Origin of the sequence: Bacteroides gallinaceum (assembly GCF_030373775.1) — a bacterium.
In the GTDB taxonomy this organism is placed as follows: Bacteria; Bacteroidota; Bacteroidia; order Bacteroidales; family Bacteroidaceae; genus Phocaeicola; species Phocaeicola excrementipullorum.
The window spans coordinates 1-21,221 of record NZ_JAUDEN010000017.1; the positions used below are offsets into that span (position 1 = coordinate 1).

Below are 21,221 nucleotides of genomic sequence, written 5' to 3' on the forward strand. Positions count from 1 at the left end.
GAAAAAAGTAGTTCCTTTGTAGCATTTTCTCAAACATTTCTGAGAAATCTTTTCTCAGTCTGATTCTGTGGGCTAGAAAAAAGAGAAAGTTTAAGCATTGGAAATTTTGCGGAATGCTTTTTTGATGAATGTTGTGGGTTTAGGCGGTAAAAGGGAGAGATTGCTTGCGAAAATAGCAGAAAGACACCTGAAAAGAATGACAGTTTGTGAGAGCTCTGTATATCTAACCTGAATATATAAATATTCAGGCCAGATATATATAACATGGAGATATATGTCTTTAGGCTGAAGATATGCTTTCATACAGGTTCTTGTTTGTAGCCTATCTTTATGACGTTTTTTTCAAATTCTTCGCGATTGCCTTTCGCCTTGTTTCGTGCCTTGGTTCGGTAGTTATATATAGTCGTTACCGAATAGCGAAGGAATTGTGCGATTTTTATGCTGTCCGTTATGCCGAGTCTGATAAGTGCAAAAATGCGTAATTCGGTATTGAGCCGGTGCGGGTTTTTTAAATGAATTTGTTCATCCTCGACAAGCAGTTTGTTGAACTCTTCCACGAAATGAGGGAAAAGTTGCAGGAAGGTGTCGTCAAAGTTCTCGTAAAAATCTTTTAGCTGGTCATCTATATACTGTGACGACTTCAGTTTCTGAAACAGTTCTTCTAATTTGCCGGACGCTGCTATTTTCCCCAGACTTTTTCTGTATTCATCCATCTTGTCTATATAAGCGGAGCACTGGTCCATGTATCTGCCTATATATACTTCTTTAAGGGTTATGTTTTCTGCAAGCGAATGGTTTGCATCCTGAAGTTTGGAGTTTGACTTATGCAGGTTATCGTTTGCCTGTGTCAGTTTGTTGTTGGCTTCGATAACTTGGCGGCGTGCCAGAGCCAGCCTTTCCATTTGTTTGTATAGATAATAAATGCCTCCCGAAAGGCATAAGGCCAGCGCAAAGATTACGTATAGCATGATTTTCAGTTTCTCCTGTTGTGCTTCTTTTTCTTTTTGATATGTATCGTTGATAACCGGAAAAAGTTCCAGTACCTCTACGATCCGCAGGCGTGCATTGCATATAGAGGCATCCTCCATGCAAAGTTTTATGCATGTATATGCTCTGTCGATATCCCCTTCTTTGTAGAGTATGACAGCCAGTTCACGTAATGCCGAATATTCGCGAACGGCCGACTTCAAGTCGGCAATGGATGATTCCAGCAGGCAGCGTTTGCGATTTTCATTGTCCTTCTTCAGTTTGTATGCTTCAGAAAGCGTGAACATGAGCATAGCTTTTTCGTGAATTTGCAATGGGTGCGTTCTTGAATATTCTTCCAGCAAGTTTATGGCTTCATCCCATTTGCCGTGTACATTGTATTGGTCCGCTTTTACAATCTGAAAGGTTATTGATTCCGGGTCGTTTACAGTAAGTATTGAGTCGCGGTACAAGTCGGTCTGTTCGTTGTATAATTTTTTCTGGGAAGGGGTGACGGCATAATCATCCATGTATCCGTAAATTGTTCTGCAAATATGGTAATAATACGGAAGCAGATGTTTGGGGAGATTGGGGACTTGAATATCCTTGAGTATGTCTAGGGCTTCTGTGAACATGCCGGCGACTCCCAAAACTTCTGCCATGTTTAAACGTGCGTTGACTATGTATTCCTTGTTTGAAGTCCTTTGTGCTGTTTCATAAAGTTCCCTTACTACATGTAGTGACGAGTCTGCGTTGAACAGTCGATATTCTTCATATAAATTCGAAAGAATCTTGTAGCGTTGTTCCTGAGTGTCCGATTCTTCGAAACGGGCTTGCAAATATGACAATTGCTTTTCTTTGTTTTCCACATAGATATGCCTTTGCTGCAATGCCTGATCCAGTTCATGCAACAATGTCTTAATTTCTTCGTTTGCAGACAAAGAGATGGAGAGAGTCAGATATATTAAGGTTATGAAAAGTCTTTTATTCATCTTTGTTTAATCTTGAAATACAAAGTTAGAAACAAATATGAAAAACAAGATATATTTAGAAAGATATTTGCTGTTTCATTTATAGGCTGGATTTGTTTATAAAAACAAACCCGGCCATCCGTCTGCAAACGGATGGCCGGGCAATTATGTTTCAGTCAAATAATCCTAGCGATTATTTCTTGCCTTCCAGCTTTTCTTTCAAAGCAGCCAGTGCATCGATATCACCCAAAGTAGTAGAGGCAGCCTGATTCTGGATCAGCGGAGCTTCTTCTTTCTTTGAAGCCTTCTTTGCTTTCTTTTCTGCTTTTTCTTCAGCCTTGGCTGCATCTTCGAAGATACGGCTGTGTGACAGGATGATGCGTTTTGCGTCCTTGTTGAATTCGATCACCTTGAACGGGAGCTTTTCATCCAACTGAGCCTGAGTGCCGTCTTCTTTTACCAGATGTTTCGGAGTTGCGAAACCTTCTACACCGTAAGGCAGAGCCACTACAGCACCCTTATCCAGCATTTCTACAATAGTACCTTCGTGGATAGAACCTACCGTAAATACGGTTTCGAATACATCCCAAGGATTGTCTTCCAACTGCTTGTGACCCAAGCTCAGACGACGGTTTTCCTTGTCGATTTCCAAAACCACTACATCGATGTCAGCACCGATCTGAGTGAATTCTGACGGATGTTTGATTTTCTTGGTCCATGACAAGTCAGAGATATGAATCAGACCGTCAACGCCTTCTTCGATTTCTACGAATACGCCGAAGTTAGTGAAGTTGCGTACTTTAGCAGTGTGCTTAGAGCCTACAGGATACTTCTCTTCGATAGTTTCCCATGGATCCGCTTTCAGCTGTTTGATACCCAAAGACATCTTGCGTTCTTCGCGGTCGAGTGTCAGGATGACAGCTTCTACTTCATCGCCCACTTTCATGAAGTCCTGAGCAGAGCGCAGATGCTGTGACCAAGACATTTCTGAAACGTGGATCAGACCTTCAACGCCCGGAGCGATTTCGATGAATGCTCCGTAGTCAGCCATAACGACTACTTTGCCTTTCACGTGGTCGCCTACCTTCAAGTCCGGATCGAGAGCGTCCCAAGGATGCGGAGTCAGCTGTTTCAGACCCAAAGCGATACGTTTCTTTTCGTCATCGAAGTCAAGGATAACTACGTTCAGCTTCTGGTCGAGCTGTACAACTTCATGCGGATCGCTTACACGGCCCCATGACAGGTCTGTAATGTGGATCAGACCATCTACGCCGCCCAAGTCGATGAATACACCGTAAGAAGTGATATTTTTGACAGTACCTTCGAGTACCTGGCCTTTTTCGAGCTTGCTGATGATTTCTTTCTTCTGCTGTTCCAGTTCGGCTTCGATAAGAGCCTTGTGAGAAACAACCACATTCTTGAATTCCTGGTTGATCTTGACAACCTTGAATTCCATTGTCTTTCCTACGAATACATCGTAGTCACGGATCGGTTTCACATCAATCTGAGAACCCGGCAAGAATGCTTCGATGCCGAATACGTCAACGATCATACCGCCCTTCGTGCGGCATTTGATGTAACCCTTGATAATTTCTTCGTTTTCAAGCGCAGCATTGATACGGTCCCAAGAGCGGGTTGCACGCGCTTTCTTGTGTGACAGAACCAGCTGGCCTTTTTTGTCTTCCTGGTTTTCGATGTACACTTCAACAGTGTCACCGACTTTCAAGTCCGGATTGTAACGGAATTCGCTCAACGGAATGATACCGTCTGACTTGTAGCCGATATTGACTACAACTTCGCGTTTGTTCATTGCGATAACTGTGCCGTCAACCACTTCATGGTCGCCTACCTTGTTCAAGGTGTTGTCGTAAGCCTTTTCCTGATCTTCCTTGCTTACGCTTGACAGTGTTTCACCGTTTTCATAAGCATCCCAGTTGAAGTCTTCAATAGGATGTACGTCTTTTAAGTTTTCCATTAAATAAAAATAAGTTGTTAAATAACTAATTGTGTTAGACTTTATATTGATCTAAATCGGCTGCAAAGGTATAACAATTTCTTGAATATTAAAACCTTTGCAGCCTTTTTTCTTCTTTCCGGCATTTTTTGCGCTTCGGAGTGCGCCTGTCGGTTTCAGGTTCAGTCTTTCAGCGAATATTCTACCGTAGTGACTACACGGACCTTCTTGATATAGGGTGTGTTGGCGTCGCGGTCGTTGATGCTGAACTGTCCCTGGTTGGCATGGCGGATTTTTCCGAGCTTGCTTTCAGAGTCCTTTGCAAACTTTTCGGCGGCTTCGCGTGCGTTTTTGGTGGCTTCCTCAATCATTCCCGGCTTGATCTTGTTGAGGCTCGTGTATTCGTATGAAACATTGTAGCGATAGTCGCCGCCCGTGATTGCGATGCCGCGTTTGAGCAGTTCTCCCTGTTCGCTTATCAGTTTCCTCACCAGTTCCACCTTGTTTGACGTTACGGTGATGACTGAAGTAACATTATAGCGGAAAGGTGAATCGTTGTTGCTGTAGCGTTCTGCTTTCTGGTCGATAATGTCAGGAGCATTTACGCTGATTTCGTTTTCATCTATTCCTTTTTCCTTCAGAAATTCCAGAATGGTCTGGTTCGAACGTTTGATGTCCGTGTAAAGCGCGTTCAGGTCATTGCCCAGACTTTTGTACACGAGCGGCCATGTCACTTTGTCGGCAGGGACTTCCATTTCGGCCAGTCCTTTTACGTTTACGCTGCGGTCTTTTTCAGAGAAGTTGTTTAGTCCGCAATTGATGAACACTCCTAGCAGGAGGAATCCCAGAGCCAGTATAGAGGCTTCAATTTTCCAGCTTTTCATAACGATAAATGTTTGTTTAAATGTTTTTAAAATGATACCTGGCCAGTTCCTGTATGGGGTTTTTCAGATAGAGCGAGGTGGTGAAACCAGACTTTCCGGCACTTTCGTTTATTTCTTCCTGAAAAAACCATGCGACAGATCCCGTAAAGGATACCGGCCATTCTTTTCCGTAAAGATAGACATTTCTTTTGAAGAAATCATCAAAACATCTGATGAGAAAATGATGTACCTGTATATTTTTTCTATATTTATATATGTAAGGTGTAAATCCGGCGAGAAAACGGTTGGCTAAAGGTTCGCGGTAGATGCGGTCCAGCAGAAGGGAAGGGGTGAGATTGAATTCGGCCAGCAGTCCTTCAAGCAGTTCCGGAGGGAGCTGTCTTTTCATGCAGTCGCTTATGAACCGTTTGCCCAGGCAGGCGCCGCTGCCTTCGTCGCCGAGAATATAGCCGAGAGGCGGGATGTTGTCTAGAATCTTCTCTCCGTCATACAGGCATGAGTTTGAGCCGGTGCCGAGGATGCAGGCGATCCCTTTTTGGTTCTTGCACAAGGCTCTTGCGGCTCCCAGCAGGTCGCTTTGCACTTCGATAGCATGGCACGAAGGGAACAGGTCATTCAGGCTTCGCAAGATGCCGGCGGATTTTTCCGGAGTGCATCCCGCTCCGTAAAAAAAGATGTGAGAGATATTTTCCGGAGAGAAGGGGAGTTGTCCGACCAGCTGCTCGGAAATGATCAGGCGAATCTCTTGTTCTGTCAGGTGAAAGGGGTTGATTCCTTGTGTGTGTATAGGCTGGGATCCGGTGACGCTGTCACCGAACACCCAGTCTGTCTTGGTTGCGCCGCTATCGGCTATGAGTATCATATCTTCATCTTCTGATTAGTGGCAATGGCCGCATCCTCCTCCGCAGCAGCTTTCGTCGTTGTGATGTCCTTCGCCGCATTCGTGATCGCCGCAACCGCCTCCGCAGCCTTCGCATCCTCCTCCGCAGCCTCCGCTCATCGCGCTGACGATCTGTTCGATTTCTTTGTTGGTTGCGTCGCGCATTTCGATTACCGAACCTTCAAATATCAGGTCTTTTCCAGCATGGGGATGATTCAGGTCGATTACCACCTTGTCGTCTGTAATCTCGCCTACGTTTGCATAGAAGCGGTTTCCTTCGCCGTCGTTCATCATGATGATGTTGCCTTCGAATATGTTGTCGCTGTCGAACTTGCCGTCAGGTCCGTTGAACACGGATTTCGGAAGCTGTCTTACGTTGTCTTCGTCGCGTTCGCCATATGCTTCAGCGCAAGGGATGGTAAAGTTGAACTTGTCACCCTTGTTCAGTGCCAGAATTTCCTTTTCAAAACGGTCCAATGTATATCCCAGTCCTGAGATGAACTGGAAAGGGTGTTCTGCGGATGCTTCTTCCAGCAGTTCCTTTTTCCCGTCAGTGATGGCATAGAGCTTGTATGCCACCGTGATGTACTTATTTTCCATGAATGAATCTGAATTAAAAATGTTTCGTGCGCAAATATACGAATTTTGCCATAAAATAATGGGATGAAAGGAAAGTTTGAGCAAAATTGAGCATTCTTATCAGGCTGCAGGGGACGGTTTGGAACCCAATCCCGCATCACTTCTTCCTGGCGTGGAAAAACTTCAAGTCTGTTATCATGTCCTTGTTTGTTGGAGAAGTGCCGTAGCGTCGGGAGGTTATGGGGACAGACTGCTGTGTCTGGCTTCCCCAGTTCACTTTGCCGGAATAGACAATCCTGTTTTCCCAATACAGCGTGCCTTCCACAAAGACCGTATAAGTACCTTTCGGTACGGGGTTTCCTTTGTCGTCCGTACCGTCCCATGTGTAGTTTACTGTTCCGTTGCGTGGAGTGGCTCCGGTGAGGGCATCAATCTCGTCGGCAGGCATTTCTGCCGGCTTTGCCTTGCGGACCCATGCGGGAACGGCATCCTTCCGATAGGCATACCCGCCCTTGGCTGTAAAGGATGTGACATAAAGCGTGCGGACCAGCCTGCCGGTTTCGTCCTCTATCCAGATGGCGTACTGGCTGGAGGCAATGCCTCCCCGTTGGAATCTGAACGAAATGTCCAGGCATTCTTTGGACGTGTTTTCAAGTGCCCCTTCTTTTGCATAAGAAGGGGTGCAGCTCTGTATGCAAATGCAGGCAGGCAATAGCATTGCGGCTAATAATCTGGCTTTCATATCTTTTTATTCGTCAAATTTGTAGCAGTTCAGTCCGATGGCAGGGTTGTAGGTGCGTGTGACGGTTTCTTTGAAATCTTCCACCACAAACTCTCCCGCTCCGTTCAGCGTGGCGGAAAGCAGATGTCCGGCCAGTGCCGAATAGTCGCTGCGTCCTGCAGTCACATGCAGGTGCAGGTAGGTTTTTCCGTCCATTGCCGAAATGTTTCCGGTCAGATTGGCTATTTCCATCTGTTCCCGGAACGTTTTGTCCTCATATTGCTTTGATTCCGGGTTGAAGAACCGAAGTGTCAGTTCGTTGACTGCGCCTATGCCGCAGACTGTTCCCGATTTGATGCCTTTTTCATCGCAGAACGCTGTCAAGGCTCGGACGATTTCTTTGCGGTTCTGGATGCTGACGACATATCTGTTGCCGATTTGTTTGTATGTATACATGTCATGCAGGTTTTGCGCGCTTGCCGAAGCAGACAGCAGTCCGGCAAGCAGCATGGTGAATACTGATATTTTTTTCATGCAGGTAGAATCAAAAGAGTTGGGATGAAAACTCCGGCCGCTGGTCGTGGTGCCAGTAGGGATAGGGCTTTTGTGTCCGGCTGGCTGCATCGAGGCGCTTTACCTGCTCCGGTGTGAGCGTCCAGCCTACGGCTCCAAGATTCTGGCGGAGCTGTTCCTCGGTGCTGGCTCCGATGACAAGGCTGCATATCGTGGGACGCTGCAATAGCCAGTTGAGAGCGACTTGCGCTACGGTCTTCCCTGTTTCTTCCGCCAGTTCATCCAGCACGTCCACAATATTGTACAGCCGTTCGTATGACACGATGTTGTCCCTTACCGGCGCACCTCCGCGTGCCACCCGTCCGTCTTCCGGGGCGGGGCAGTTCCGGCGGTAACGTCCCCCGAGCCGTCCTGCGGCCAACGGACTCCAGACCACAGTGCCCACTTGCTGGTCGATTCCAAGTGGCATAAGCTCCCACTCGAAGTCCCTGTTCAGGAGCGAATAATATACCTGATGCGCAATATATCGGCTCCAGCCGTAGCGTTCGGAGATGGATAAGGACTTCATCAGCTGCCAGCCGGAAAAGTTAGAACAGCCGATATAGCGTATTTTGCCGCTTGCTATCAGATCATCCAAAGCTCTCAACGTTTCTTCGACCGGCGTGTTCGAGTCGAAACCGTGGATGTAGTAAAGGTCGATATGATCCGTGCCGAGCCGGCGCAGGCTTTCCTCACAGGCTTCTGTCAGGTGAAAGCGCGAGGCACCCTTGCTGTTCGGGTCGTCCCCCATGGGGAAAGTTCCCTTGGTGGCGATGAGCAGTCTGTTTCTCTTCTGTGCGATAGCCTTTCCCAAGATTTCTTCAGAAAGTCCGCGCGAGTAGATGTCTGCCGTATCAAACATGTTCAGTCCGGCATCCAGGCACATGTCTATCATCCGGGCAGCTTCGTTAGTGCCGGTGTGCCCCCAGCCTTCAAAGCCGTGCGATCCGCCGAATGTTCCAGTTCCCAAAGTCAAGGCCGGGACAAAAAGTCCGGAGCCGTTCAATCTGCGATATTCCATAATTGTAAGCGTTTAAAAGTTCTGCCAGGCATGGGGAGGCAGCGGTTGCCGGCGTTTCCGCTGCCTGCCGTTTGCTGTTTGACATTGCAAAGTTAGGATAAAAAAAAGAAACCGGATTCCACTATATTTGCAGTATGATTCATTATATTTACATGCTGATAAAAAAATGAGTATGCCTGTATTAGAACGTAAGATCATACATGACATGGCGACTTCGTGCAGCCATGTGTCCTATCCCCGCTTTCTCCTTCCTTTGCACAAGCACGTGGAGTTCGAGATCATGCTGTTTACCCGGGGAAGCGGCAAGCAGTTTGTGGGCGAAGGGGTGTCAGACTACAAGGCGGGCGACGTGGCTCTCATCGGGAGCAATGTGCCGCATCTGCATTTGTGCAATTCCAAGCTGCGTCCTTCCTCTGTAGGGAATCAGGAAGACGAGTGGTGTGCCGGCGAAGCCATACAGTTCAGGCCGGATGTGTTTCCCGGGAATATGGGAGAGCTGCCGGATTACCGGCTTATTTATGACCTGTTGCAGAAGAGCCAGTACGGACTCCGGTTTTATGACAAAGGGCTGTTTGCCGAAATGCTGGAGATGGTGAAAGCATTTGACTCGTGCGGATACACCTCGCGCCTTATCTGCCTGTTCCGTATGCTCGAAAGGCTGCACAGCTGCCGGCATGTGGAATTGCTTTCCGGTACGGCATACAACCGCGCCAATCACATTCCGGACATGGAAGAGCCTGTCGACATGGTATACGCGTATCTTTATAACCATTTCAAGGAAAAGATTACGCTGGAGGAGATAGCGGAATATGTCAGGCAGAATCCCGCGGCGTTGTGCCGGTATTTCAAGCGGCGCACGGACAAGAGCATTTTCCGGTGCCTTGCGGAAATACGCATCGAACATGCGTGCAGGCTGCTGGTTTATTCGGGGATGAACGTATCGCAAATAGCTTACGAGTCGGGGTATAATAGCGTGACGCATTTCATTTCCCAATTTGAAAAGATTGCCGGACGCACTCCTTCCGAATACAGGGCGCAGATGAAGCTGTGAGAAAAGGAACGGGCGGAGCGGCAAAAAAAAGAGGCATGTCCCGGAATTGAACCGTGGCATACCTCTTTTCAAATTTCTTTTCCGAAAAATTTATGCTTCAGCTTCGAAAGGAATTACAGAAACAAAGCTTCTGTTATTGGGACCTCCCTTTTTGAAGCATACAGTTCCGTCTACCAATGCGTAAAGCGTATGATCTCTACCCATTCCTACGTTGTTGCCCGGATTGTGGACAGTTCCTCTCTGACGGACAATGATGTTGCCGGCCTTGCATGCAGATCCGCCGAATATCTTTACGCCTAATCTTTTGCTTTCTGACTCACGGCCGTTCTTAGAGCTACCTACACCTTTTTTATGTGCCATTTTCTTCTACGTTTTAAATGATTAAGCAATAACTTGTTTGATAGTCAACTCAGTGAACTGCTGACGGTGACCTCTCAATTTTTTGTAACCTTTTCTTCTCTTCTTGTGGAACACGAGCACCTTGTCTCCCTTTACCAGCGGAGATTTTACTTCGCAAACCACTTTGGCTCCTTCTACGGTAGGAGCGCCTACTGTAACAGTACCGTTGTTGTCAACCAACAAAACCTTGTCAAATTCAACAGTTGCTCCGGCTTCTACGTCCTGCATGTGCTGAACGAAGAGTTTCTTGCCTTCTTCAATCTTGAACTGCTGACCGTTAATTTCTGCAATTACGTACATTTTATTTTATCTGTTTAAACGGTTTTTCTCCGCAAGGTGAACCGTTCTCTCCGGCTGCTTCGTCTACCTCCACGGAATAAATCGGCTGCAAAGTTAGGCTTTTTATTTGATTTGGCAAAAGGTTGCGGCGAAAAAAATGCTTCAAATAGCTTTTTCTTCCGGGTCGGGTTCTTATTTGCATTCCGTGTTGCCTGTCTGTTGTATGCAGGTGCAGGTTAAAGCAGTTCGGTCAGATCCTTCATTATGGCAACATGCGGATAGGCTTCCAGCTCTTCGGCGGTTGTGGCTCCATGCAGTACGCCGGCGAAATCCATTCCGGCTGCCTGCGCCGTTTCGGCATCTACAATGCTGTCGCCTATATATAAGGTAGTGTCCTTGTCTGTTCCGAGATTTTCGAGAGCCAGAAAAACGCCTTCGGGCGAAGGTTTGGCGGTTTTCACGTCTTCTCCTCCGACGATAAGGTCGATTATGCCTTCAGGAACAGTGTCTTTGGCCAGCTCCATGATCCGGTAGCGGTATTTGGTGGAGATGATTCCGATGTTGGCTCCTTTTTCTTTCAGAGCCTGCAATACGGATACCGTTTCGGGAAACAGACGCGTGTTTGCGGTCATGAACCGGTCGGCTTCTTTCACGTATTCCTTGCGGTATTCTTCAAGTATGGCTTCATCCCCGATGCCCGTAAGTATGGAAAACGAATCCACCAAAGTCTTGCCTATGGTCCGTTTGATCTGTTCGTCTGAGATGCCTGTGTGGCGGTGCCGTTCCAGCACGTTTCGGAAACAGATGACGATGCCTTTTGACGAGTCTGCAAGCGTGTAGTCGAAATCGAAAAGATAAGTGTGATAGCGTTTCATTTGTCTTTAGGTTTGTTAAGCTTGTTTCGGCCGGCAAAGTTACGGAAAATGAGGCGAACTTCAAAAGCCAGGCTCTCGTGAAGATGAAGAAATGCGCCTTCGCGCTTGTCTTTATTTACAGTTAAACAGGAATGCTGAAACTGTTAAAATAGACAAAAAACGAAAGCTTCTAAAGTTACGTTTGATTTCTTTTTTGGCTAATTTCGCCCCGCAAAAGATTTAAAGGCGATATGAGATTCAATATAGTCCGTTATAAGAATAAAATTCACGAATTTCACTTCTGGGGCGTTGCGGCTTTGATTTAGTCGCAAGCCTCTTTCGCTATGCCTTATTCATTCATTCTTTAATATAATCAATACAATTTTATGAGCAAAAAGAACAGGCTCATAGTGCTGTTGTATGTCGCAGCGCTATGCAGCCAGAATTTATGTGCCCAGCCGCGTGTTATGGGCGTTGAAGAAATGTTCCGCCTTGCTGATGAGAACAGCAGGAGCGTGCAGGTGTATGCAACGGGAAAAGAAGCTGCATCCGAGGCTTTGAAAGCTGCCAGAAATCAGCGGCTGCCTGATATCACAGCTTCCGTTTCAGGCAGTTACTGGGGAAACGGCAAGCTTTGGGACAGAGATTTCGGTAATGCGATGAAGATAGACATGCCTCATTGGGGAAATAATTTTTCACTCGAAGTGCAGCAGATGATCTATACCGGAGGTGCAGTCAACAGAGGCATCGAACTGGCTTCGCTTGGAAAGCGGCAGGCGGAACTGGACTGGGAGAAGAACCGGCAGGATGTGCGCTTCCAGCTTCTCGGATATTATCTTGACCTGTATAAGCTGGACAATCAGGCGAAGGTATTGGAAAAGAACCTTGAGCTTGCCCGGCAGGTGATTGCAGACATGCAGGCAAGGCGTGGGCAGGGGACTGTCTTGCGGAATGACATCACGCGTTACGAGTTTCAGCAGGAGAGTCTGAAACTGCAGCTGGCAAGGGTGACTGACGCATGCAAAATCATGAACCACAGGCTGGTGACCGCCTTGCGTCTGTCTGAACAAACACTTGTGGTGCCCGATTCCGCGCTGCTGGAAGCTGAGGTGCAGGCACGACTGGCAGGAACTTGCCATGCGGAGCAACATCACCCTGAAACAGACGGAAACGGACATTGAGGTGAACAAGCAGCTGGCGAAGCGCGAACGTTCGGAACGGCTGCCGAAAATCTCGCTCTTTGCAGCCGAACACCTGGACGGACCGATAACCATCGAAGTGCCTGTGCTGGACAACAACTTCAACTATTGGTATGTGGGAGTGAATGTGAGCTACAACTTTTCGGCGCTCTTCAAGAATGCCCGTAAGCTGAAGCAGGCGAAGTTGAATGTACGTCGAGCGCAGGAAACGCATGAACTGGCGCAAGAACAGGTGGAGAATACCGTACAGGCGAGCTATACTGATTTCCTGACGGCTTTTACCGAACTGAAGACACAGGAAAAGAATGTGCAGCTTGCCAATGAAAACTACAGTGTAACCAGCAACCGTTACCGGAACGATCTGGCGTTGCTGACCGACATGCTGGATGCCGGAAACACCAAGCTCAGTGCCGACATTTGAATTTCCCCCTGCTGTTCCGGATGAAGTTCCGCTTCACCAACAAGACGTTGCTTTCGGCGGCGGCTGCGGGCGTGCTGGCGTGCAACCTGGCTGCTCCTCATGTCACGGTTCTGCCTTTGCTTTGGGCGATTTGTTTCGTGGAGGGAATCTGCAAGATACAGGGAACTTTCGAGTGCATGTCGAACATCCAGCTGTGGATGACGCCGAAGCGTGACTTTACGGTATTTTTCCCGATGCTGCATATCGTTATTCTGGGCAGCATGCAGGTGTCCGATTTTCTCGCCACCCATCTGATGTATCATTATCATTGGACGTATATGCACTGGTTCGTGGCGGGACTGATGATGGTCGATTTGCTGGTCATCACCGTCTGCACGCGGCATTTCCGCGTCGTGAAGAAGTTTCCGCTCTTCGGCATCGACTGGCTTGGCGGGCTGCTTTGGGCCTTGCTCCTGCTGGAGGTGGCCTTTTTCTTCTGTTATGGCGACTGGTATGACTGGTGGAACAGCCCCGTCATCCGTGTGCTGGCCGCGGTCATTGTGCTGACGCTTGCGGTGTGTGTCGGGCGTATGCTTCATGTGCGCCATCCTTTCCTCGAGCCTAAGATGTGGACCTACCGCAACCTGCTTCCGGTGCTTGCGCTCATTACCCTGGTCGAGGCTTTTCTTGCCACGGAACATGTGCTTGAAGAAGTGTTCTACGAAGACGTGATGCACTACGAAGCGCTTGTCAGTGTCCGCCTTGACTGGCTGGTTCTGGCGGGAGCGGTTGCCGGATGCCTGTTTGCCTGTTGGTGGATGCATGTCAGGCGTTTCAGCTACCTGCGTCTGATTGCAGTCGGCATCGCTTTCCTGACGTGCTATCTTGTCGGCTTTTACTTTACGCTTTCTGCCGACATCCACATTTCGCAGCTCTATTTGCCGGTGGCGTGCCGCGGATTTGCATACGCGGTGTTGAGTGCGACGTTTATGGTTTGTCTGGAAGAAATCATGACATTCCAGCACTTTTTTCAAGCCTTGAGCGTGTTCAATATGCTGCACATGGTGGTGGGAGGAGTGCTGGGGGCTGCCATTTGCACCGAAGCCTTTTCGCACTACGTGTCAGACAATCTGGCACGCTACGGCGCGGCCATCGACAATGTGTCTTCCGGATGCTCCGCCGTCTTTGCATTGGGTGAGTATATGGAAGGTTTCATGTCGCGCATGATGGAGGTGAGCATCAAGCAGATATATGGATGGGTCATTTATGCCTGCCTTTTTCTGCTGCTGCTTTTCCTTCTTTACGATGCGCCGATACGGAGAGAACTCAAACGGATGCCGTATTGGCGGAAGTTAAGGAAAGAAATAGCGGATTCTTTTAAGGGAAAGCAGGATGCGTCATAGTCTTTCCGGCATACCGTATACAGGCGGGCGTCGTTCGGGAGCGTATGCCTTTGTGATGCGGATATGTCCGGTTTGCTTTCAGAATGTTGCGGAAACGCCGTTTTCTCTGAACCGCATCTGGTGATTTTTCTTTCTTCCAGAGGGCTTTTGAAGGTAAATGCAGGGCATTTATCCCTCCGAAAGCCTTCTGAAAGGGATAAAGGATGAGGAAAATGGGAAAAACAAGGCGGTTATAGCCGAAAAATGTCCCGTCATTCCGGGCAAAACACCGAGGTATTTTGTCTGAAATGACGGGACATTTTGATTCGGATGACGAAACATTTATTTGTGTGGCATGAAATGCGGCTTTATTTTGTCTGGAAGCGCGGTTCCGGCAACCGTTTCTGATTTGTTAGAATGGCAGGCTATGGCAGGATTTTCCGGCTGTCATGTCCAACAATCCGCAATGTGATGCTTATTTTGCTTTCAGTTTCCCTTATCTGCTGACATGCTGCATTCTTGCGGGCGCATCAGCCTGCGCTGTTTCCCGCCTCCTCCTGCCTGGCATCTGAAAACGCCGTTCTCAAGGCTTTGAACTACCATAATGTCAGCGGTCGTTTAATAGCTGACACTGCTAATTCCCTCTGCTGAATAAGAAACATTTGTGGTTTTGTCTGGCCTTATCTGCACCCCCACATCTGAATAGAGGATGTCGGCATTGAATATGCTTATTACGTAATTTCCGATGCAGAGCTCAAAATCGCTTTCTTTCGGAACCTTTTTTTCCATGAGGACGATGCTTGGATTTTCTACGGCACATATCGTGACAAGTCTTTCATTGTCCTCCGAATCGAAGCGCACGTGCAGTTTTCCCATCAGTGATTCTTTCGAGCAAGATGTGCAAATGACGGCAATAATGGCTGTCAATATAAGATAAGCAGGTTTCATTGTGGCTTTTGTTTTTAATATGACAATTGTTCCCCCCCCCCCGGTATGTATCAGTTCTTGCGTTTACTCTCCTTCGGGAACGTAGATAATCTCGCCGTTTTCAAGTTCGTAGGCGATGCCCACCTTCTTCCCGCGCTTTCCGCTAGACGACTGGTCCTGGCTCGGAGTATAACGGTTGATTTGTTTTCCTTCCTTTGTGATGATTTCCATGTTGTCTTTTCCCGGATTCTTCACGATGGTGAAGTCTTTGTCGGTAAACACTTCGGTCATGTTCATGTGCATCACCATAGCTACCATGAGCGATACGGCGAATACCATGGCCACGTCGAACAGGTTTACGACTACGCTCAACGGGTCGGAGTCTTCTTCCTTCCTGAAGAAGCTCACGCGGCGGCTCCGTCTTTTCATGCCTGCCCTCCTTTCTCTATCAGCACACGTGATACATAATCGAGGTTGTTGACACACTTGGCATACCAGCGTTGCTTGAACTGCAGGGAAACAAGTCCCACGGCACTGATAACCAGACCGACTACGGTTGTGGCGAACACCACCTGCATGTTGTAGGCCATTCCGGCAATGTCACCTGTAGAAAGTCCGACGAGTGCCGGGCTCATGGCAATCAGCGTTCCGATCAGTCCCAATACCGGTCCCAGCTTGGAAAGCATCTTCGAGAGCGCCACGTCTTTTTCGGCCTCCACTTCAAACTTCGACAAGACGAAGTCGGCGTAATCCTCGTTCACCGGACGGTTCAGCATATCGCGCAGGTAGCTTACGTAAAGCGAGTTGTCCTTTTCCGGAAGCGCCTGCTTCAGTTCTTCGGTTTTCCCCTCCCTGATAAGGTCGTCGAATGCCCTGTCGTTCTTGCGTTTGGTGATATACATGTTGTAGGTGCCTCCGATAAGGATGAGGGCGCGTACAAAAAGAAAGAGCAGAATGACAACATCGGGTATCAACAGGCTGTTGGCTACCCAGAAAAGCATTTTAGATATAAATTCCATGATGATAACGAATGATTATTGGTTAATAGTGATTTTGTTTCTTTCCTTTTTCTTGTTCCGCTTCTGGATGAGCGGATATTTGATGCGGCTCCATACGTATCCCACGATGAACAGCCCTGCAAACAGGGACAGTGCGAGTATCACCGCATTCCAGTTGACCGGCTCGTCTACCGCTGCATAGACCGTTTTCCCGTTGACGGTGGTGAGCAGTCCCAGGATACAGACGAAGAGGCTGACGAGGAAATGAATCTCCAGGCGCAGGTCTTTTTCCGGAACGAAGTATTTCACCGCCCATGCCAGTACCGGAATGAGTACGAGCACAGATGTTGCAACGATGCAGGCTATCGTAGTGAATGACATTCCCACAAAAGTGAAGATTGCCTCTGTAAGGCAGCAGAACACGACGGGGAAAAGCAGCAGGCTCGGATACCACCAGAGCAGTTCCGCCCACCACGGGTTCTTCTTTCCGTAAAGCCCCCGCAGGTATGTCACGCAGAAGCCGAAGCAGAGCGCAGACTCCAGCGTGATGATGACCGCCATGTTCTGCAAGGCTTCCGTGTTTTGCAGGTAGTCGGCTATCTGGGTTTTTGATTGCAGGATGGCATACGGACAAGCCAGCAGGGTGAATGCGGCTACAATCAGGCTGTAGATTCCTGCCTGCCACCATTTCCATAAACTGAGCTTGAACGCGCAGTTTATGGCGATGAACAGCATGAGTATGAGAATTATTTGTTCCATGTCATTCTTTTTTGTCGTTTTGTTGCGAACGCTTTTTCTTCAGTATAGCCAGCAATGCCACGAACGCCGCCAGCACAATGACCGCGGCAAGCGTGCCGCTCAGCTTGTTTTTCTCTCCGGCAGGCTGTTCAACACTCCCTACCGTGTTCTTTTTTAAAGTCATTCCCTTCCGGTTTCCTTCTTCCGAAACGGCAGCTTCCTTCATTTCATGGATGCGCTGCCTGTAGGCTGATGCCTGCTGCTGGCTTACGTTGCCGGCAATGAAGTCCTGCAATCTGGCGTTGTTGTCCGAGAAGCCTCCTCCCGAAGTGCCGAACTTGTCCACCAGTTCCGTATGAAGTCCCGCAATGTCTTTCAGCTGTTCGGGCGATGCTTTCCAGTATCCTTTGCGGGCGGTTTCCAGCATTACGGCGGTCATATTCTCCAGAGCGGCCGGATTCTTTCCTTCGAAATAATCCTGAACCCCCAGCTTGTACTTGTCCTTTACGTACACGTCATAGATTTCATTCCAAAGTTCCTGGTCGACTGCTTTCGGTTTCATCACATTCCATCCGTACGTGTTCTGCACGATTTCAGCGATGGAACTTGCTCCGCTGGCATCTCCTTTCATCTTTTCCCTGATGTAGGCAGGGTTGAGTATCGTGGTGCGGCTTTCCACGCCGATCGCTTCCTTCACTTCCTGCATCCGCACATTGTTCCGGTTGCGGTAGTCGCTCAGATAGGCATCCGGGTCTTTCCCCGTCACATTGCGTACGGCCAGATTCATGCCGCCCATGAATTCATATACGTGGTCAAGGCTCAATGCGCCCCAGGTGTTGCTCTGGCGTGGCTGGATGACGGCGTCCGTGCGGGTTAGCGCGGCTTCGAAAGCATACTGGCGGAATGCTTCCCAGTTTTTCTCGCTTCCGTAATAAGCTCCCATGTTGTTCATATAGGTATCGGCTATATCCTTTTCGTCGTTCCACCGGTCGCCGGCTTCCACCATGCTTTGTATGCCCGTTCCATATCCGCCGTTGACACCTCCGAATACGCGGAAAGTTGACATCTCGCGTGCGTCTTTCGGCGTAAGCCCTTTTTCGATGAGCGTGCGTTCCGTTTCTACGATGCCTGCCGCCACCTGGTTTTCATACGCGTCGTCTTTGGCCGAAGCAGCCATTTCTACTGCCCGGTTGATGAGGAACAGCCGGGAAGCCGCAAGGTCGCGGAGCTGGCCGCTGGTCTGTACCACGACATCAATGCGCGGCCGTCCCAGCTCTTCGGAAGGAATCAGCCGGATATCGCTTACACGTCCGAAGGCATCGCGTATCGGCTCTACGCCAAGCATATACAGGATCTGGGCGATAGTGGCTCCTTCCGTTTCGATGAACTCGCCGCTCCAGAGCGTGTAGCTGACCTTGCGCGGAATGGAATCATGATGCCGTTTCTTGTACATCTCGATGGTGTTGTTTGCCAGGCGGATGCCTTTTTCCCATGCAGCTTCCGAGGGAGTTGCCTCCGCATTGATGGAGTAGAGGTTGCGTCCGGTGGGAAGTGCGTTCGGATTGGCGATCGGATCTCCTCCCGGAGAGGGCTGCGTATATCCTCCGTTGAGCGCATTCATCATGCTGGCCAGCTCTTTTTCGGGACTTTCCAGCAATGCGTTGCGGTAGTTGTTCACATTCTTGATGGTGCGCTCTACCTCCATGATGGCCAGCGCTTTGTTTATTTGCTCTTTCGAGTATGCTTTCTTTTGCGTCATCTTCTTCATCATGTCGGCCATGCTTGTTCCTGCCGGGGCTTTCGGGGCAGGCGAAGAAGCTGTTTTCTGATGTTTCATGGCCGCTTCCATTTTGCGCAGGGCAGTTGAGTCGGCACCCATTTTCCTGGCCATGGCCAGTGCTTTTTCCGGGTCCATGCCTTTGGCGGCTTCGCGCATTTGCGCCTTCATGCCTTCGCTTATCTTTCCTGATGCCTGAAGGCCGGCTTGTTTTTCATTTCCTTCTGCCATGCCTTTCATCATTTTCTTCATGGAAGGATTGTCTGCCATTTCTTCCGCAGCAGCCATCATCATTGCCATCAGTCCGTCAGGATTCTTGCGCGAGGCTTCCACTTCACGGGCTTCTTTCAGCTCGTCCATGCTGATGCCGGCTGTGCGGCAAGTCAGTTCGTCGGTCGCCACTGACGGATTGGCCAGCAGATGAGCTACCAGCGTTCGTGCCGGGTTCAGATAGCGCTGGGTGAAAAGCGTGCGATGTTTCTCGGTCTGAGGATCGGCCTTGCCTTTCAGCTTGTCGAGTGCAAGCAGGCTGTAGGCTATCGGTTCGGTCGCCATGGCATAAACGCTCGACTCAATGCGTGCCTTTTCGTAAGGTACGCCCATGGTGTAGAGCTGTCCCGTAATCTTTTCGTTCGCCAGTTCTTCTGCGAAGTTTTCTATGCGCATTATGTCATCTTCCGTATAAGGGCGCGTCAGGATGCTGTCAAGTTCCAGTTCGCGATGGATGCCCATCTTCACTGTCAGTTCTTTTACCTTGCGGGCAGCTTTGCGGATCATGTCTTTGCTGCGGTTGCCTTCACCGAGCAGATTGTTGTAGTTCTTGATGGCTTCGTTCAGTTCGCGGTATACTCCACGCACGTTGCTTTCCATGAACGGCGGAGTCAGATAGGATTGGAGTCCGGCATACGAACGGCGTTTGGCGATGATTCCTTCGCCCACGTTGCCGATTGTGTAGATGTAGAAGTGGGGAAGTGCTCCTACCAGGCGGTCGGGCCAATCCCTGCTTGACAGCGCTACCTGTTTTCTGGGCGTGAATTCCAGGCTTCCGTGTGTGCCGAAATGAATCATGGCATCCGCCTTGAAGCCGTATTGTGTCCACAGGTAAGAGGCGATGTAAGGGTAGGGAGGTGCAGTGTTAGTCCCGTGTACGATCTGGAACGAATTGTTTCCTGCTCCTGCCGCCGGCTGAGGAAGAAGGACCACGTTGCCTAACCGGATGCGTGCTATACCCAGCCTGCCGTCTTCGGTTGCCATGAAGGTGCCCGGAAATTCTCCGTTGGCAGCTTTCACTTCAGCGTTGATTTCCGGACGGATGCACTGCTTTGTCCATGCTTCATATTGTTCCTTTGTAATCAGTTCGGGGTTTCCTTCTTTCAGGAACTTGTCAAGGGCACCTTCCGCATAAGTGCTGAAAACAGTTCCCTGTTCCTGAATCAGCTTGCCGAGTTCTTCGCTGCTTGAGGGAAGTTCTACCTTATATCCTTCCTTCTTCATGCGTGCCAGCAGATTGTAGAGTGAAGGAACCACTTCCATTCCGGCAGCGGCCAGTGCATTTTGTCCGGGACCTTTATAGTAGTAGACAGCTACGCGTTTCTCTGAGTTCGGCTTCTTTTGCAGGCTGATGTAGTTGTTGACTGTCTGTACGAATGTTTCCAGTCTTTCCGGGATGGCAAACGCATGCTGCATTCCTTCTTCGTCTGCGTAATGTCCGAACAAGGCGAACGGACGTATGGCTCCGTCAATTTCCGGAGTCACTACGCTTTGGGATAGAAAGCCTCCGCTCATGCCCATCGCATCGTTTTCCCAGTTTTCTACTAATGTATTCACGTTCAGCGGAGCAAACAGCGGTATATTCTGTTCCGACAGGTAGCTTACGATATAATCTCCCATACGTCCATGTGCCATGTTGATTACGGCAGAAGGCTGCACCGAATCAATCTGATGGCGGGTGATGAAGCTCTTCATCCGTCGCACCGGATAAACTACGTTGCCGGTTTCTTCCAGTTTCTTTATCAGACCGGTCGGTTCACCCATCTGTCCGGTAATGATGATGCGCGGCGCGTTTTCTTTCCATAAGCCGTTGTCCTTTAAAAAACGGTTGTATTCGCTGATTGTATTGAATCCCATCGCTTCCTCATCCGGATTCTTCGGATCCGTGTGGTAAAGCATTTCGCTTGCCGCTTTCTGTACTGTTTCCGGTTCATGCACGGAAGTGAGTTTTCTGTCAATGGCCTTGCGGACATAGTTCAGCATGCTGCGGTAATTGCGTCTGCCTCCGTTTCCTAAATATTCGCGCAAGGGAGCGGCAGTGGCAGAGTCTATCGAGCAGATGTTGTTTGCCGGATTGGTGACTGCTGTAGAGAGTACCGGCAACCCCTTGTCTGCTGCTTTCTGGATGACTGCACGCTGCTCTTCTGTGATGCGCAATCCCATCGCATTGATGAAAACCATGTCGTAGCTGTTCAATTTATCCAAGTCATCGGTGCTTATTTCGCCCAGCTTGATGAATGGATTGTCGTTGGCTTTTGAGATTTCTCCCAAATTTATCACCTGATAGTTGATGAAGCCTACTTTTGTGGAACTGAACCAAGAGTTCCATGCCACGAAAAGCAGAACAATCACAACTGTCAGGCCGCCAAGCAGGATGATTCTTTTTTTCTTTTTCATTTTCTCTGTTTTTTATCAGGTT

18 protein-coding genes and 1 pseudogene are annotated in these 21,221 nt (G+C 48.9%); 3 read left to right on the top strand and 16 right to left on the bottom strand.

All coding sequences use genetic code 11. The annotated features are described in order from the left end of the window. Positions 1–299 precede the first annotated feature (299 nt). From susR to QUW60_RS10245, 8 genes are all read right to left on the bottom strand, one after another. Positions 300–1,958 (bottom strand): SusR family glycan utilization regulator, encoded by a 1,659-nt coding sequence (susR, locus tag QUW60_RS10210; RefSeq protein ID WP_258337596.1) that lies wholly within the window; start codon positions 1,956–1,958, stop codon positions 300–302. Between the two features lie 172 nt (positions 1,959–2,130). Beyond that, the gene (gene rpsA / locus QUW60_RS10215) at positions 2,131–3,912 is read right to left on the bottom strand and encodes a 30S ribosomal protein S1 (RefSeq protein ID WP_258337597.1); all 1,782 of its coding nucleotides are present in this window, start codon (positions 3,910–3,912) and stop codon (positions 2,131–2,133) included. 161 nt (positions 3,913–4,073) lie between these two features. Then, positions 4,074–4,775: an SIMPL domain-containing protein gene (locus tag QUW60_RS10220; RefSeq protein ID WP_289560251.1), complete on the bottom strand. Its 702-nt coding sequence runs from the start codon at positions 4,773–4,775 to the stop codon at positions 4,074–4,076. A 16-nt stretch (positions 4,776–4,791) separates the two neighbouring features. Continuing rightward, the gene (locus QUW60_RS10225) at positions 4,792–5,637 is read right to left on the bottom strand and encodes an ATPase (RefSeq protein WP_289560253.1); all 846 of its coding nucleotides are present in this window, start codon (positions 5,635–5,637) and stop codon (positions 4,792–4,794) included. Positions 5,638–5,652: 15 nt separating this feature from the next. After that, positions 5,653–6,255, bottom strand: a complete 603-nt coding sequence (locus QUW60_RS10230) for an FKBP-type peptidyl-prolyl cis-trans isomerase (protein ID WP_258337600.1) — start codon at positions 6,253–6,255, stop codon at positions 5,653–5,655. 136 nt (positions 6,256–6,391) lie between these two features. Then, complete coding sequence (locus tag QUW60_RS10235; RefSeq protein ID WP_289560256.1) at positions 6,392–6,976, bottom strand: DUF2271 domain-containing protein; 585 nt, start codon at positions 6,974–6,976, stop codon at positions 6,392–6,394. 6 nt (positions 6,977–6,982) lie between these two features. Further along, complete coding sequence (locus tag QUW60_RS10240) at positions 6,983–7,489, bottom strand: PPC domain-containing DNA-binding protein (RefSeq protein WP_289560258.1); 507 nt, start codon at positions 7,487–7,489, stop codon at positions 6,983–6,985. 10 nt (positions 7,490–7,499) lie between these two features. Next, positions 7,500–8,528 carry an aldo/keto reductase gene (locus QUW60_RS10245; RefSeq protein WP_289560260.1) on the bottom strand — a complete coding sequence of 343 codons (1,029 nt, stop codon included), beginning with the start codon at positions 8,526–8,528 and terminating at the stop codon, positions 7,500–7,502. Between the two features lie 172 nt (positions 8,529–8,700). On the opposite strand from QUW60_RS10245, the gene QUW60_RS10250 reads away from it, so the two are divergent. Beyond that, a complete protein-coding gene (locus tag QUW60_RS10250) occupies positions 8,701–9,579 on the top strand; it encodes an AraC family transcriptional regulator (protein WP_289560262.1) in 879 nt (292 codons plus the stop codon). Positions 9,580–9,669: 90 nt separating this feature from the next. On the opposite strand, the gene rpmA is transcribed toward QUW60_RS10250, so the two are convergent. The 3 genes from rpmA to QUW60_RS10265 all read right to left on the bottom strand — a co-directional run bounded on the left by rpmA (position 9,670) and on the right by QUW60_RS10265 (position 11,132). Further along, positions 9,670–9,939 carry a 50S ribosomal protein L27 gene (rpmA, locus tag QUW60_RS10255; protein ID WP_258337605.1) on the bottom strand — a complete coding sequence of 90 codons (270 nt, stop codon included), beginning with the start codon at positions 9,937–9,939 and terminating at the stop codon, positions 9,670–9,672. A 21-nt stretch (positions 9,940–9,960) separates the two neighbouring features. After that, complete coding sequence (gene rplU, locus QUW60_RS10260) at positions 9,961–10,278, bottom strand: 50S ribosomal protein L21 (protein ID WP_258337606.1); 318 nt, start codon at positions 10,276–10,278, stop codon at positions 9,961–9,963. A gap of 215 nt (positions 10,279–10,493) precedes the next feature. Further along, the gene (locus QUW60_RS10265) at positions 10,494–11,132 is read right to left on the bottom strand and encodes an HAD-IA family hydrolase (protein ID WP_289560265.1); all 639 of its coding nucleotides are present in this window, start codon (positions 11,130–11,132) and stop codon (positions 10,494–10,496) included. Positions 11,133–11,497: 365 nt separating this feature from the next. Between QUW60_RS10265 and QUW60_RS15120 the strand changes: the two are divergent. Then, a pseudogene (locus QUW60_RS15120) lies at positions 11,498–12,728 on the top strand (TolC family protein); the annotation flags it as partial. A 23-nt stretch (positions 12,729–12,751) separates the two neighbouring features. Then, entirely contained in the window at positions 12,752–14,113 is a 1,362-nt protein-coding gene (locus QUW60_RS10280; protein WP_289560331.1) for an MFS transporter, read from the top strand. 597 nt (positions 14,114–14,710) lie between these two features. On the opposite strand, the gene QUW60_RS10285 is transcribed toward QUW60_RS10280, so the two are convergent. The 5 genes from QUW60_RS10285 to QUW60_RS10305 all read right to left on the bottom strand — a co-directional run bounded on the left by QUW60_RS10285 (position 14,711) and on the right by QUW60_RS10305 (position 21,199). Next, on the bottom strand, positions 14,711–15,040 hold the full coding sequence (locus QUW60_RS10285; RefSeq protein ID WP_258337609.1) for a hypothetical protein: 330 nt from the start codon (positions 15,038–15,040) through the stop codon (positions 14,711–14,713). 63 nt (positions 15,041–15,103) lie between these two features. Then, positions 15,104–15,448 (bottom strand): DUF2149 domain-containing protein, encoded by a 345-nt coding sequence (locus tag QUW60_RS10290; protein WP_289560271.1) that lies wholly within the window; start codon positions 15,446–15,448, stop codon positions 15,104–15,106. Beyond that, positions 15,445–16,038, bottom strand: a complete 594-nt coding sequence (locus QUW60_RS10295; RefSeq protein ID WP_289560273.1) for a MotA/TolQ/ExbB proton channel family protein — start codon at positions 16,036–16,038, stop codon at positions 15,445–15,447. The genes QUW60_RS10290 and QUW60_RS10295 overlap by 4 nt, the downstream gene beginning before the upstream one ends. A 15-nt stretch (positions 16,039–16,053) precedes the next feature. After that, entirely contained in the window at positions 16,054–16,776 is a 723-nt protein-coding gene (locus QUW60_RS10300) for an HmuT family protein (protein WP_289560275.1), read from the bottom strand. Between the two features lies 1 nt (position 16,777). Beyond that, complete coding sequence (locus tag QUW60_RS10305; RefSeq protein WP_289560278.1) at positions 16,778–21,199, bottom strand: cobaltochelatase subunit CobN; 4,422 nt, start codon at positions 21,197–21,199, stop codon at positions 16,778–16,780. Positions 21,200–21,221 lie beyond the last annotated feature (22 nt).

Bases quoted from the DNA above. Each gene is read 5' to 3' on its own strand.
- QUW60_RS10230 (WP_258337600.1), bottom strand. From the start codon at position 6,255: ATGGAAAATAAGTACATCACGGTGGCATACAAGCTCTATGCCATCACT.
- QUW60_RS10220 (WP_289560251.1), bottom strand. From the start codon at position 4,775: ATGAAAAGCTGGAAAATTGAAGCCTCTATACTGGCTCTGGGATTCCTC.
- QUW60_RS10280 (WP_289560331.1), top strand. From the start codon at position 12,752: ATGAAGTTCCGCTTCACCAACAAGACGTTGCTTTCGGCGGCGGCTGCG.
- QUW60_RS10250 (WP_289560262.1), top strand. From the start codon at position 8,701: ATGCCTGTATTAGAACGTAAGATCATACATGACATGGCGACTTCGTGC.
- QUW60_RS10305 (WP_289560278.1), bottom strand. From the start codon at position 21,199: ATGAAAAAGAAAAAAAGAATCATCCTGCTTGGCGGCCTGACAGTTGTG.
- QUW60_RS10240 (WP_289560258.1), bottom strand. From the start codon at position 7,489: ATGAAAAAAATATCAGTATTCACCATGCTGCTTGCCGGACTGCTGTCT.
- rpmA (WP_258337605.1), bottom strand. From the start codon at position 9,939: ATGGCACATAAAAAAGGTGTAGGTAGCTCTAAGAACGGCCGTGAGTCA.
- QUW60_RS10245 (WP_289560260.1), bottom strand. From the start codon at position 8,528: ATGGAATATCGCAGATTGAACGGCTCCGGACTTTTTGTCCCGGCCTTG.
- QUW60_RS10290 (WP_289560271.1), bottom strand. From the start codon at position 15,448: ATGAAAAGACGGAGCCGCCGCGTGAGCTTCTTCAGGAAGGAAGAAGAC.
- QUW60_RS10225 (WP_289560253.1), bottom strand. From the start codon at position 5,637: ATGATACTCATAGCCGATAGCGGCGCAACCAAGACAGACTGGGTGTTC.
- rplU (WP_258337606.1), bottom strand. From the start codon at position 10,278: ATGTACGTAATTGCAGAAATTAACGGTCAGCAGTTCAAGATTGAAGAA.
- QUW60_RS10235 (WP_289560256.1), bottom strand. From the start codon at position 6,976: ATGAAAGCCAGATTATTAGCCGCAATGCTATTGCCTGCCTGCATTTGC.
- QUW60_RS10295 (WP_289560273.1), bottom strand. From the start codon at position 16,038: ATGGAATTTATATCTAAAATGCTTTTCTGGGTAGCCAACAGCCTGTTG.
- QUW60_RS10285 (WP_258337609.1), bottom strand. From the start codon at position 15,040: ATGAAACCTGCTTATCTTATATTGACAGCCATTATTGCCGTCATTTGC.
- rpsA (WP_258337597.1), bottom strand. From the start codon at position 3,912: ATGGAAAACTTAAAAGACGTACATCCTATTGAAGACTTCAACTGGGAT.
- QUW60_RS10300 (WP_289560275.1), bottom strand. From the start codon at position 16,776: ATGGAACAAATAATTCTCATACTCATGCTGTTCATCGCCATAAACTGC.
- QUW60_RS10265 (WP_289560265.1), bottom strand. From the start codon at position 11,132: ATGAAACGCTATCACACTTATCTTTTCGATTTCGACTACACGCTTGCA.
- susR (WP_258337596.1), bottom strand. From the start codon at position 1,958: ATGAATAAAAGACTTTTCATAACCTTAATATATCTGACTCTCTCCATC.